Here is a 13,310-nt window from a genome sequence, read left to right on the forward strand (position 1 = left end):
CTCACACGTCAGCCATCGTAAATTATACACTAACCGCCGTTTTCATTATTTAGGGTGCCGCGAAGCGGAATGAGGACTCGCCAGAGCGTGGATGGTTGCCGTCCAATACGTATCACCACCTTCTGGCGAAGGTAGCTACCAGAAAATACTTCACAGCGTTGGCCCAAACGGCTAACGGGTTTTCACCCAATGATTCCTGCCTACCTGCTTAACGCATAAAATCTTTATCGCGGCTTCAGCGGATTTGCCGAGGTTTCCCAAAACGTCTGTTGAGTCCGAGTCACTGCGACGCTCATGACCGCACCCGCGTCATAGCGATCGGCGACATGCAATTGCAAGTCGCGCGTGATCATTTTGCGATGCGTTTGCAAAACCAGTTCAGGACGGTTGTTGTGCTCGGACAAGTGACCGAGACATGCCCATTGCAAACGCGAACTTGCTTTGCGGTTCAACAGATCCGCACATTCTTCGTTGGACAAATGGCCGCGGGAACCGCGAATACGGTTCTTTAGCTGCTCGGGGTAGGGGCCGTTGTGCAACATGGCGGGGTCATAGTTACTTTCCAGAATCACGGCGTCCAACGTTCCCACAACGTCATCCAAATCGCAATCGACATGACCGATATCGGTCAAGATTCCCAAGCGGCTCGAGCCATCGTCAACGACAAAGGCAACACTGTCACAAGCGTCATGCGGCGTGCAAAGCGTTTCGACGCGAACGTTGCCGAATCCAAGCGTGCTGCCCGAATCAAAATGATGCAGATCATCGACGCGGCCGATCTTCGCTTTCTTTTGCGTCGCCTGCATCGTCGGCTTCGACACATGAATCGGCAGACCAAATTTTCGCTGAAAAACTCCCATACAACGCACATGATCACTGTGTTCGTGCGAGATGATCAACGCGTCGATGTCGCGAATATTTTTGCCGTGGGCGGCGAGTCGTTTTTCGGCCTGCGTCCCGCTAAGTCCCGCATCAAATAGCAATTGGACTCCGTCAGCTTCGACGTAGACGCAATTTCCGTTGCTTCCCGATTGCAATGTGATGACTTCCATGCCGGCATTCTAACGTGGCACTGTCCGAGTTCCAGTCCCCCGGTTATCCATAACGCGGTGAAGCATTTTTCACTGCAAATTGTTTTATTGGGTCGCCGTAGCGGAAGTCGTGCGTGACTTTCGCTCCGTGACGAGTCCCCCCGAAGCTCTTGCCGAGCTCCCCAACAAAATGCTTCACGGTTCTACCGCTATTTGCCGGTTGCAAAGACATCACAATTGCGGTTCTTTGGCAGCGTCACCCCTGCTCTGATACAATTTAAGGGTGGCTTGGCAGAGTCGTTTTCCGGACGAAGGGGCCACTTCGCGAACGTTCGGATACATCCTCCCCTCTCCTTGGAGTTGCTTCGATGACTGATCACCAAAATCCTGAAGTGCTCACAAGCGTGGCGGATGACGTCGAAGCGGCGGTGATCATTGCGGCGTTGGAATCTCAGAACATCAAAGCGACGGCGACAGGCGGCTTTACCGCGGGCTTTCGCACCGAGACTCCAGGCCACGTCGATGTCCTGGTCCGGCACGAAGACTTGAAACAAGCTCGTGTGGTCCTTTCCGAAATCGAACATCACCCAGTCGATTGGTCCAAGGTCGATGTCGGCGACCCCGAAGACGAATAATGCTGACACGTAGTAGCGGATGCACCAGAGATCGGAAATCTTACAAGCTTAGATAAGCTGCCTGGATCGCGGACTCGCCATAATCCCGTTCGAGTCGACGAATGGTAAAGTGGGCACGGGCGAGGTCTTGATAATGGTCGATGAAATAGCTGTTGATTAGCGCGCCGCCAACCGCACCAATCACCGGAATCGCTTGTGCTGCGATTTTTTCGCTGACGACGACTCCGAAACGCTTGGCGATCATCCCCATCAATTTCACGAGTGGCGGAGCAGCGGTATCCGAGACGCCAAACTTCAACACGTATTTGGATGCATCGGCCACCTGTTTCGACATCGCCGCGCGGACTGCAAAGTAGCCGACTTCGGTTTTATCATCGACGTCCGACGCGCCGCCATCGATGGCAAACACTTCCAAGCAGGCCAAGCGAGTGCGCACGTCGGTCAAATCTTCGCCTTGGCTGCGAGCGATGTCCGCGATGCTCCGCAAGATCAAGACGGTCGACACCGGCAACTCGATCGCGACGGTGGTCATCCCAAATGCCCCGCCCGCGGCCCCCGAAATTCCCGCTAACAACTTGTGCGTTAGCAGCTTTGGTTTGCCTTCTTTGGTATCGTGGCCGAGCGTGCGAAGTGCCACATCCATCGCCGCAGCGAGCGATTTGTCGATCGCCCCGTGAATCGCATCCTCCGCCACACCGGGCAACATTTTGATCGAAGCGGTGATCGGGGTTCCCACCAATTCGGTCAAGCGGTCGGCAAGCCCGTGATGTTCGAGCGTTTCCTTGGCTTCCCGAAGCTCGGCAATCACATCCTCCGGCAACGGACGGTCAGAGTCGTCGTGGGTTCGTATCATCAAATTCGCCTTAAAGGGTGAGCCCGCAAAATACAAAATGAATGCAACTTCAATATGAAGCATCCCCTTGCCGGCGGCTAGTGCGTCATCGTAAACCTTTGTCAAAGCATGACTTGAGTCACAACCAAGGCACCCAAATGCGGTCGCCGATCGGCGAATCCGCCCACGGCGGCCGCTTTCCCTGCGTCGCGGTTCGCGAACGAGCCTCAGTGGCTGCCGTAATGGCGAGGAATTCGTTAAGATGCGGCACGAATCCGGGGACCAACGTCTGTTATCCCTCCTCCGGCCGCATGACATCCGCACCGCCCCAACCAAGCCTTATGACCTCCTCTGAAATCTTTAACCGTCTCGACGAACAACGCGCCAACCCGGGCGAAATGATTGAGCAAATGGTGGCCTATTTTCGCGAAAAGCGACAACCGATGGAGTTGTTCGAAGCGCTCAAAATGCGGGTTCGCCACCGTTTGGGCTTGCCAGTGCTGAGCAGTGAATCGGAAAAATCGAACCCCGAAGAAGTCGAGCGACAGCTGGAAACCGGTCTACTCGATGCCTGCCGTGAAGCGGGTGTGATGTTGATCGAAGACGGCAAGGTGGCCGAGGGATGGATGTACTTGCGTCCCACCGGCGATCTGGATTTGGCTCGCAAATTGATGTCCGATATTCCGGTCACGGACGAAAACTACGATGCGATGATTCAAGTCCTGCTGCACGAGGGCGTGGACATCGCGCGTGGCTATCAAGCGGTCATTGATCATCAAGGAACGTGCAATAGCATCACGCTGTTTGAACAAGCCCTGCAGCAGCGAAGCAAGGCCGACCGACGTGCCGCCGCAGCATGCCTATTGGACCATCTGTATCACGAATTGGTGGTCTTGGTTCGCGGCGACATCGCCCGACGCGAGGCTCCGGCGGATGAGTCCGAGACACTTTTCGAGATGATCGAAAAACGAAAGTGGATCCTCAACGAAGGCGGCTATCATCTAGACACAACGCACCTTGCGTCGACCGTTCGCATCGCTGCCGTGCTGACCGAGCCAAGTCAATTGCGAAAGGCTTGGGAATTGGCACAATATGGCCGCCGTTTGGATCACCAATTCCAGTACCCCGGCGAAGAGCCGTTTGTCGATTTCTACCCCGCCTACTCGGCCTATTACCAAGTCTTGCTCGGTGAGAATGTCGAAGCGGGATTAAAGGTGTTCGAGCGAAAAGCCAAGAGCGTCGATCCAACTGTACACGGTACCGCCGCGATCGAAACCTACGTCGAACTGTTGGATCGATTGGGACGACAAGCCGAAGCGATTGAGGCGGCCGTCAGTCTGGTTCCCGACGCAGTCCCGTCGCAGCGCATCGTGCCGCTGTTATTGGAGATCGCGGGCCGCAGCGACGACAAATCCGTTTACTCGCCGATTCTCGAATACTGCCGAAAACACAACGATGTGATCGGCTACGCGGCCGTCTCGCACGTCGCCGCGTCTTGATTCACGTCGCCGCATCGCGAGTATCACCCCAACCTGACGCGTGATTTTTAAGGACTGCCCTATCGTCGTTTTTCCTGGCAAATCCTAATCCGACGCGTCAGCGAGGGACCGTGCCAAGATAAAAATTCCCTCGCTAAAGCGTTTTGGAGTTGCGCTATTGTATTTAGGGGCAAAGCCCCGGACGTTTACCTAGCCCAGCCCAACGGGCTGGGACTAAGAAAAACAATGAATTGTAGGGCCAACGGTCCGGCCGTTTACTCGGATTTATATAGAGCGGCTGGCAAATGGCCGAGCCTTTAGCCCTTAGGTTTCTTTGCATCGAAAACCTGGCCCGTTGGGCCAGGCTAGGCAAATTGTTGGGCCTTTGGCCCGAAGAACGTCTAACCGCGCAACTTCAAAACTGACGCGTCGGGTTGTGACTTTTTCGATGTGAATGTTCGGTTATGCGTGGCGGATCAACCGATCATCAAAATCCGCTACGGGCGGGGTGGGGCGACAGTGATTGATTTGATTTCCCCGTGACCTACAAGTACATCCCAATGAATCCGCCATCGGATTCATTTTGTTCTTGGATCGCTTTGATCCGTTCTTCGGTTTTCTGCAGATCACCCGCTGCAATATAGCGGTCGAACTCGACCATCAACGCCTGCTGGACACTTTCGGCGAAACTGGTGACCATCGGCTCGGTTAACCATTCACAGGTTTCGCGTTTCAGTTCGGTGCTGATCTCGAGTGCTTTCGTCTTCACATCCTTCTCGCCGGTCATCACCGTACCCTCGAAGGCAAATTCGAGCATCCCGATCAGCGGATCGTTGGTCAAATGGTAACGGCAGATGCCACGATGCAAGTAATAAGTGTTGTGGGCCCCGTGCCGCTGCAACGCGTCCTTTACTCGCAGTACGAATTGTTCGTAGACCGGCGAGGCGTCCAGCGGCGCATCGATCCGCGTGACGGTGCGAAGTGGCAAACAATCAAACTCAATTTCAACCCATTTTCCAAACATGGCAATTTCCTATCGATCAACTAGCGGAACACTCGATCAACGCGGGCCCTGCAGTCGGCAGAGATTGCAGTGAGCGGCCGCCACTCGCATGCGTTTTTTGTAGCGGAGCGGCGTAAGCCGCCCGGTCAAATTCGAACGTTGCATCCGTTGCAAATGGGCGGCTCGCCCCGCTCCGCTACTAAAATCGATGGCAGATCGCTGACGCCCCAACAATTTGGTTACGTTCGGCACGTTGCCGCTTCTGCGAATCCCACTGCGTTTGGTACGACGGTCCGGTTGCGGTGCTGAACGCAACGATAGCGGATCGAACCGACTTCGACAATTCAGCTGCAGCGTCGCGACGCAAAACGCGTCTTTTCACTACGGCAATTCGTGTCGATCACAGCGGCTGAGAGTGATAAAGATCAACCGCTCTAAAAACGCTGCGTTCAGGTCATTTTTCGAAGCAAAGTTATCCGCTCCCGCTTCGATGCATTCGCGTCCCACTTGAATATCCTCTTGCCCTGTCAAAACGACAATCGGAATGACAGGGGCGGCAGCCCGGAATTCCCGGACCGTTTCCACCCCACTGCTATCGGGCAGCTGCAGATCCAACAGAACGAGGTCGAGCGATTCGTGCAACCGACTTTCTCGAATCGCATGTTCAAGCGTAAATGCCTTGTGAACGATAATCGACTTGTTCATCCGCCGCAGCATTTCCACGGTCAGAAACAAATCGTCTTGATTGTCCTCGACCACCAAGACTTTGACCGCATGATTCGCAGTGGCAGTGGCGTCGGACGGACGCACCGACTCGAGTGCCGCAATCACTTCGGACATCGATTGGTACCGGTCCTCTGGTCGATACGCCACCGTTCGTTCAAAAATGGCCGGCAACCCGTCGGGCAAGTCGTCGATCGGCAGCGTTTCGAACGTTTTGTCGACCAACAAGCTCGTCAACTTCTCGTTCATCGATTCCCCCTGAACACGCGATCGTCCGGTCAATAGATAAAACCACGTCGCTCCGAGACTATAGATATCGGATAACGCGGTGGCAGCCGACAGCGAACGCGCCTGTTCGGGCGCCATGAAGTCCAGCGTGCCTGCGACCATCTCGATTCCGGTTTTGAAATCTTGGATTTTTTTCACATCGCGATCCGCAGTCAACACCGCCAACCCAAGGTCGGTCACCTTGATCCGCTGCTCGCCGTCGCGTACTAGATTCCCCGGTTTGACATCGCGATGGACAAGGCCTCGTTGATGCGCATGTTCGAGCGCCCGAGCTGCTTGTAATATCACCTCAACCGATGCTTGCCAGGTTAAAGGTCCGTTTACGCGAACGTAAACGCTGAGATCAGGACCGGCCAACTGCTCCATCACGATATACAGCATCCCATCGTGCTCGCCGACTTCGTATGCGACCACGATATTAGGATGGGCAAGCTTGCCGACCAATTCCATCTCACGTCGAAACCGCTCGCTGAGGTGAATGTCGCGAAGCACTTTGACCGCCACAAAGTCACCTCCGCTGAGAGGAGTGGCTCGGTAGACCTGCCCCGCTCCCCCTTCGCTTAACAAGCCGTCGATGATGTATTCGCCGACCTCGGATCCGCGAGGCAGACCGTTGATCGACCAATCCATTTGCGATTCATGTACCATCGCCGCGGCGATTTCGGTTTCGATCAAGGTCAACTGAGATCGCGAAAATCGTTCGCTACACCGCAGTCGCTCGATCACGATACGCTCTAACAACGACTTGGAAATCACTTTGGTTAGCGAGGGATCTTCAACGACGCGGTGTTTGGGAACAGTGCTTTTTGCCACGTCGCCATTCGTCGACGGATCGGCCACGATCCGCTCGTGATCCGCCTTGGACGACCCGATTTTGACGGCCACATTTCGGTAGGGACGCTCGAGGTCGTTTGTCCCCCGATCGCTCACTTCACGCTCTCCTCCGATGCGTTCCCGCTGCTCCGCAGGTCGAGCAAGATCCCAACTGCGAAACAGAAACAGCACCACGACGCAGGCGAGCGCGAGATACGAGGGCCCCGAAAACTGCGGCTCGAATCCTCGCATCAGCAGCGCCGACCCGATGGCCACCAATGCGATCGAAATCGCGATCCCAAAAATGAGCGTCGATCGCCTCGAGGCGATCGCCACCGTCAGCACAATCGGGGCATAAAATCCATAAGGATAAACGCCCAGCAATTCAATCGTCGAAAAGCCAACGCCAAGCAGCAGAATGCAAACGTCTAAGGATACCGAATCACTCTTAGTCATTTGCAACAAGGAGCCTTCGCACTCCATCGAATAATAATGATGAGATCCAAACGCGAACGTATACCAAACGCGTTGGCGATAAAAATCGTTCCTATACTTTTGTAGCGGTGTGTCGAGGGGTCGCCCGGTTGCAGCGAGTAAAGCGTTCGCCATTGGACCGCATGGCTTTTGTCGCCCCGCCAACCCCAAGATACCTCACCCCCCAAAGGTGGTCAATCCGCCGCTAGCTTCGCATGATCACCTTTAGCGGGAGAGAAACCGCAAAAAATGGGGATTCCTACACCGTGGACGCATGCCGTCACGTCAATAAACAGATCCCCCCTGCCCAACACTGGCAGCCCAATACTGGAAATTTACGAGGTCTAGGAAAACCAGGAAATAGTTCACCCGCGACGCGGGCGTGATCTCCGGACTGCGTCCATTCTCGATTGCTCTAACTCGTTTCCGCGAAGCATGCTAAAAGTCGCCAAGACAATCCTGTCAACAACGCGTTTGCAACCCACGACCTCAATCGGAGAATTCAAGGATGGGACTTCCCTTTTCGGCGGAAACACAAATCCAATCGATCAAACAAATTCTCCACGAGGTGGCCGAACCGTTGGACATGAACGTCTCGGTCCGGCTATGGAATGGTGACGTAGTGCCGCTAGGGCAACACGTCGACAGCGATCTTTGTATTGCGATCTCAGGGCCCGGGGTGATTGGCACGCTACTGCGATGGCCCACCCTTGAAACCCTCGTCCGTTTGTATGCCACCGGACATATCGAGTTCGAAGGGGGGGATTTGATCGAGTTCTCGGCTGCCCTGAAGACGACTCGCGCGAACCGTCAACACTTGAAAAAGATCAGCAAGGCGATGGTGGTTAAACGCACATTGCCTTTCATTTTTGCCAAGAGCAAAGTCAGTGATTTGCAGCAAGGGTTCAGCGATGACATGGTGGGTCGCAACGAAGCCAAACGCAAAAACAGCGACTACATTCAATTTCACTACGACGTGGGGAACGAGTTTTACAAACTGTTTCTCGGCAAGGAAATGCAATACACCTGCGGCTATTTCCGCGATTGGAACAACTCGCTGGATCAAGCTCAGCATGACAAACTGGATATGATCTGCCGAAAACTGCGACTGCAACCCGGCGACAAGATGTTGGACATCGGATGCGGTTGGGGTGGTCTGATTTGCCACGCAGCAAAACACTATGGGGCCAAGTCGCATGGCATCACGTTGTCCAATGAACAATACGCGTATACCAAAGCGAAAATCGAACAACTCGGACTGACCGACCAAGTCAGCGTCGAGATCTGTGACTATGCCGATCACACTGGCACCTACGACAAGATCAGCAGCATTGGCATGTCCGAACATATCGGCATCGCAAATTACCCGCGGTACTTTGCCAAAATCAACTCGATGCTTCACGACCGTGGCATCATGCTGAACCATGCAATCGCTCGGCGGGCAAAGCCGACGGCACGTTCGGCGCGTAAAATCCGCCCGGAGCGGAAATTTTTGCTCAAATACATTTTTCCTGGGTCCGAACTGACTCCCGTTGGTATGACGACGGACTTTATGGAAAACAGTGGCTTCGAAGTTCACGATGTCGAATCGTGGCGCGAACATTACGCACTGACCACCAAATTCTGGTGTCAAAACCTATCGGCGAACAAGGAAAAAGCGATCGAACTGGTTGGCGCTGAACGCTACCGGTTATGGGTTGCCTACCTGGCTGGCGCCTCGGGTGGTTTCACCAACGGATCGATCAAACTGTACCAAGTCGTCGGGACCAAACGAGCCAGCAAGGGACTTTCGGGTATGCCGCCCACACGCGATCACCTGTACCGTGCCGCTTAGCCCCCAACCGAGCGTGTGACGCCTGAGATCGTTCTTGCGGCACCTCAGCTTAATACCGCTTGACCGCTGGGCGTTTGCGGGTTGGGCAAGTAAACTTCTTGCCATGGCAATCACCAGTCATGTAATCGTTCTGTTAGCGAAGATGTTCAGTGGTTTCACGGTGCGGTGGGTCGACTGCCAACCGGACACCTGCCAACGCATCTATTTCGCTAACCACACCAGCCATCTCGACGCGGTCGTGTTATGGTCCGCTCTGCCGCGCGAAGTACGAGCGGTCACACGGCCGGTGGCAGCCAAAGATTACTGGTCCGGCGGCTGGGTCAAACCGCACATGGCCAAAGCGTTCAACGCGATGCTGATCGACCGCAAAGAGATCAAGGTCCATCAGAGCCCAATCGATTCGATGCTTCGCCAAATGGGTGACGTCTATTCGTTGATCGTGTTCCCCGAGGGCGGCCGCTCCTCGAGCGACGATGAAATGGGCACCTTCAAAAGTGGCCTGTACTACATGGGCAAGAAACGGCCCGACCTGGAACTTGTGCCCGTCTACATCGATAACGTCAACCGAATCCTGCCTCGCGGTGAATTTCTGCCAGTCCCGCTGTTGAGCTGCATTACGATCGGCCCGCCAATCTTTCTCGAAGCCGGTGAACCGAAAACCGAGTTCCTCAAACGCGCACGCGAAGCAGTGCGCCGATTAAAGGACTTGTAGCGTCGCCCCCCCCTCTGCTTCGGGCTGCTTTGCACCATATTGACCAGTCCGATCGATGATCGATGCACCCGACCGGTGTACAATGCAGCAACTGCGAAATGCGACAGCCGCACAATGCAGCATCGTTCCCTTTGGGGCACGGCCGATCGCTAGGCACACAGGTCGCTTCCCCTTCCGCAAAGCTGCGAGACTCGCCTTGTTGAATCCTCGGTTTACGCACAGGACGCTTCTCTGCCCTATCGCCATTGCCGTCATTTTGACCACGGGCTGTGGCTCCAGCGAATCACCATCGCGAAAGGCCGTACGGGGGCGAATCACGATCGACGGCGCCCCAGCACCTGCGGGATCGATCAGCTTTCTGCCTGCCCGAGGAACTTCTGGCCCCGCCGCAACGTCTCTGATTGTCGACGCGGAATACCGCTTTACCCAATCCAATGGGCCGTATACTGGAGCACACAAGGTCGTGATCAGCCTGGATTCGCCGGCCGCAGTTGCTAGCACTCACAACAGCCCGACTCGCACAGAGGCCCCCGAAGCGACCGCAGAGGCCGTGACGGTTGATCCCAAACGACGAACGGGAGCGAAATCACCATCGGCTTGGCAAAAAAGAGAATCGGCTTCCGCTACGGGCGGCAAACGCACGTGGGAGCTCGAATTTGTCGTGCCGCAAACCGACCAGAGCGTCAAGAACTTTGCCCTATCGACGCTAGACTAGTCGGCACAGAACTCAACTTTACGAAACTGTTATGACCGTTTTTCGAACTCGTCAAAACGCGTTTACACTCGTCGAACTGCTGGTCGTGATCGCGATCATTGGGATCTTGGTCGGTTTGCTGTTACCGGCGGTGCAAGCGGCACGCGCCGCGGCGCGACGGATGAGTTGTTCCAACAACTCGAAACAATTCGCGCTGTCGCTGCACAATTACCATTCCGCGTTCAACACATTCCCCTCCGGAAGCATTGTCTCGGGCCCCAACGGTTACTCGTGGGGAATGGTCTCGCAAGTCTTGCCGTTCATGGAGCAATCGGCGGGTTACGAATCAATCGATTTCACCCAAGCTCACTGCGGCGACCACATTAAGGACCTGCAAGCTCGCGGCGGCAACGACCCATCCTCCAAACCAATCGCGATGCTGATGTGTCCGAGCGACCCAAGTTCAGGCAGATCGCTGCTGAGCGGTCCGCTTGGCCCACTGCCGCTTTCGGGCGACTGTGGCGTCTTGAACCCAATCAATTACCTGGGCAACGCCGGCAGCTTGGATGACGACATCAACAATACCTACCAAGCATGCGGCGGCATTCCAAGTGGCGTCGGTTTCAGCGACGGCAACGGCATGTTCTATAACGAAAGCCAAAAGCGGTTTCGCGACATCCTGGATGGATCAAGTACCACGATTCTGTTTGGCGAGCGGACGATGCCCGACGACCTGGGTTGGGGCTGGCCTATCTGTGGCGGAAACGAATGCGAACACTACATTTCCGCCAAGATGGGGTTGCTGTTGGGCAACCACAACCGCAACGAATACTACCTGCACCTACAACACTACTGGAGCCGGCATGACGGAGGGTGTTATCTGACATTCGCCGACGGCAGCGTCCGCTTCGCCACCTACAGTATGAACTACAACACCTATTTGGATCTATCGACCCGCAACGGCCACGAAGTGATCGCATCGGAGTGGTAGCGTCGTGTCGTCTCCTCGTTGCGGGACTCTCGCGCAAACGCCGTGATCATTAGCGTTCGCGGCGCAAACCGTCTGGTCGCAGCGAGTTACACGTTCGACTTTTACCGGGCGACTTTTACCGGGCGGCTTTTACCGGGCGGCTCGCGCCGTACCGCTATAAGAGCCACCCGTTTTGTAGCTACGCTCGCCAGAGCGTGGGATGGTCGCGTGCAGATACGATTCACCACCTTCTGGCGAAGGTAGCTACGACGAAGAAAGTTGTTACCGGTGAATTGCGCTCGCCGATAAGCATGAGCCCTCGGCCAATAGAAAACACGTAAGATCGCGGAGCGATCAACGACGATGTTTTAGCCGGGCGTCTGCGTGAACCACAAACGCAGGATCTCGACGCTCATCGTGAAACCATTTAACACAATGTGCACGACCAACGAAGGTGTGATGCGTCCGGTTTGACGATACAGGAAACCAAGGCCGGCTGAAAAAAAGAACAACGGAATCGCCGCAGCGCCTTGATTACCGTGCATCAGTGCAAAAATCAAACTGGTCACAAACACAGGCCACATACTCTTGGGCCTCCAAAGCTCTACGGCATCTTCTTCGAGCGGATCCTCTTGAGTATCGGTCTCAACCGGCCGATCAGCAAACGCCTGCAAACCACCTTGCAACAGCACGCGGAACAAGAATTCTTCGACCCACGGGGCGACGAGCGCGGTCCCCACAAATAACACGATGAAAAACACCGGCGTCGGCTGCTGTTTCATCACGTCGAGCACGGGATGCTTGTACTCCACCAGCAGCGACGCAAAGTGGGCAATTAATAGCGTCGGAGGAATCAGCATCAACGACGCTTTCAGCCCGACCACGATATCGCGGGATTTCCAAATCAACCCTAGTCGCTCGGCTGCGTCAGAACGAATCAGCCGCAAAAACCCAAGGGTGCCGGTGAATGCGATCAAACCGCCCACCGATTGGGCCGACAATCCGGCTAGCAGCAGATCGGCACTGGGAGGCGCCCCTTCCGTGGTCGGACGAATTTGGCCCATCGCGACAAAAAGCTTGGCCGTCAACAACGTCAACACCAAGCTCAACCCAAACATCAACATCGCATCGGCGACGGTCCAGAATGGTCGATCACGAACCTCCACCGGCAAGATGGCGTCGGTCCATGGTCGCCCGGTCCGCCACACACGCTGCAGCGTCTGGCCCCAGAAAAAGAGGCACCCTATGACGATCATTAAGATCGTACTGGCAAACACCGCGTCAACAAATTGCATGTCGTGGTTCCGTTACGAGGCGTCCTGCTCACCACGCATGACGCGTGCCGCTGCCATCGTGTAGTCGTAACCTGAATAGACGGTCAACGCGATCGAAGCCCAAATTAGGATTGTCGCCGTGATCAACAACCAAGCGGCCACCGGCGTGCTCATCAAGCACAACAGGGATGCGACGATCGCCGCACACTGTAACACCATCTTCCATTTGCCCAGCCAGCTCGCTGAAAAATCGCCACCGCCCCCTTCGATGATCCCTCGCAAACTGGTCACCAGCAACTCGCGGCCAACCACCACCGTGGCCATCCACGATGCGATCCCCGATCCCGCTTGTTCGACCAACGCGATGAAAGATCCACAGATGATGATCTTGTCCACGAACGGATCGAAGATACGCCCAAGCTTGGTGACTTGCCCGTATTTTCGCGCCCAATCGCCATCCATCCAATCGGTCGAAGCGGCGATCAGAAACACGATCATCGCCGAGGCAAAATAGCCCATCGGAATCAACACCACGACGGCAATCGCCAA

The 13,310-nt window shown here is 55.3% G+C and carries 12 protein-coding genes; 6 read left to right on the forward strand and 6 right to left on the reverse strand.

The features are described from left to right. Positions 1-224 precede the first annotated feature (224 nt). Positions 225-1,052, reverse strand: coding sequence for an MBL fold metallo-hydrolase (locus ABX962_RS16265; RefSeq protein WP_372721105.1), 828 nt, complete (start codon positions 1,050-1,052; stop codon positions 225-227). Between the two features lie 347 nt (positions 1,053-1,399). Between ABX962_RS16265 and ABX962_RS16270 the strand changes: the two genes are divergently transcribed. After that, positions 1,400-1,666, forward strand: coding sequence for a hypothetical protein (locus ABX962_RS16270; RefSeq protein ID WP_372721106.1), 267 nt, complete (start codon positions 1,400-1,402; stop codon positions 1,664-1,666). Positions 1,667-1,706: 40 nt separating this feature from the next. On the opposite strand, the gene ABX962_RS16275 is transcribed toward ABX962_RS16270, so the two are convergent. Continuing rightward, positions 1,707-2,519 (reverse strand): EcsC family protein, encoded by an 813-nt coding sequence (locus ABX962_RS16275; protein ID WP_372721107.1) that lies wholly within the window; start codon positions 2,517-2,519, stop codon positions 1,707-1,709. 320 nt (positions 2,520-2,839) lie between these two features. Here ABX962_RS16275 and ABX962_RS16280 point away from each other — a divergent pair, with 320 nt between their 5' ends. Further along, positions 2,840-3,997 (forward strand): hypothetical protein, encoded by a 1,158-nt coding sequence (locus ABX962_RS16280; protein WP_372721108.1) that lies wholly within the window; start codon positions 2,840-2,842, stop codon positions 3,995-3,997. Between the two features lie 523 nt (positions 3,998-4,520). Here the strand turns inward: ABX962_RS16280 and ABX962_RS16285 are convergent. Next, positions 4,521-5,000, reverse strand: coding sequence for a hypothetical protein (locus ABX962_RS16285; RefSeq protein ID WP_372721109.1), 480 nt, complete (start codon positions 4,998-5,000; stop codon positions 4,521-4,523). A 360-nt stretch (positions 5,001-5,360) separates the two neighbouring features. Continuing rightward, a complete protein-coding gene (locus ABX962_RS16290) occupies positions 5,361-7,259 on the reverse strand; it encodes a protein kinase (protein WP_372721110.1) in 1,899 nt (632 codons plus the stop codon). A gap of 526 nt (positions 7,260-7,785) precedes the next feature. Here ABX962_RS16290 and ABX962_RS16295 point away from each other — a divergent pair. From ABX962_RS16295 to ABX962_RS16310, 4 genes are all read left to right on the forward strand, one after another. Beyond that, a complete protein-coding gene (locus ABX962_RS16295) occupies positions 7,786-9,111 on the forward strand; it encodes a class I SAM-dependent methyltransferase (protein WP_372721111.1) in 1,326 nt (441 codons plus the stop codon). A gap of 103 nt (positions 9,112-9,214) precedes the next feature. Next, positions 9,215-9,823: a lysophospholipid acyltransferase family protein gene (locus tag ABX962_RS16300; RefSeq protein WP_339943739.1), complete on the forward strand. Its 609-nt coding sequence runs from the start codon at positions 9,215-9,217 to the stop codon at positions 9,821-9,823. Positions 9,824-10,022: 199 nt separating this feature from the next. Then, complete coding sequence (locus tag ABX962_RS16305) at positions 10,023-10,538, forward strand: hypothetical protein (protein WP_372721112.1); 516 nt, start codon at positions 10,023-10,025, stop codon at positions 10,536-10,538. 31 nt (positions 10,539-10,569) lie between these two features. After that, positions 10,570-11,508 (forward strand): DUF1559 domain-containing protein, encoded by a 939-nt coding sequence (locus tag ABX962_RS16310; RefSeq protein ID WP_372721113.1) that lies wholly within the window; start codon positions 10,570-10,572, stop codon positions 11,506-11,508. 347 nt (positions 11,509-11,855) lie between these two features. On the opposite strand, the gene ABX962_RS16315 is transcribed toward ABX962_RS16310, so the two are convergent. Continuing rightward, complete coding sequence (locus ABX962_RS16315; protein ID WP_372721114.1) at positions 11,856-12,782, reverse strand: lysostaphin resistance A-like protein; 927 nt, start codon at positions 12,780-12,782, stop codon at positions 11,856-11,858. 12 nt (positions 12,783-12,794) lie between these two features. Next, positions 12,795-13,310, reverse strand: a 516-nt coding sequence (pgsA, locus tag ABX962_RS16320) for a CDP-diacylglycerol--glycerol-3-phosphate 3-phosphatidyltransferase (protein WP_372721115.1), incomplete at its 5' end; no start/stop codon positions are given.

The sequence above is a fragment of the Novipirellula sp. genome (assembly GCF_041583735.1).
GTDB lineage: Bacteria > Planctomycetota > Planctomycetia > Pirellulales > Pirellulaceae > Novipirellula.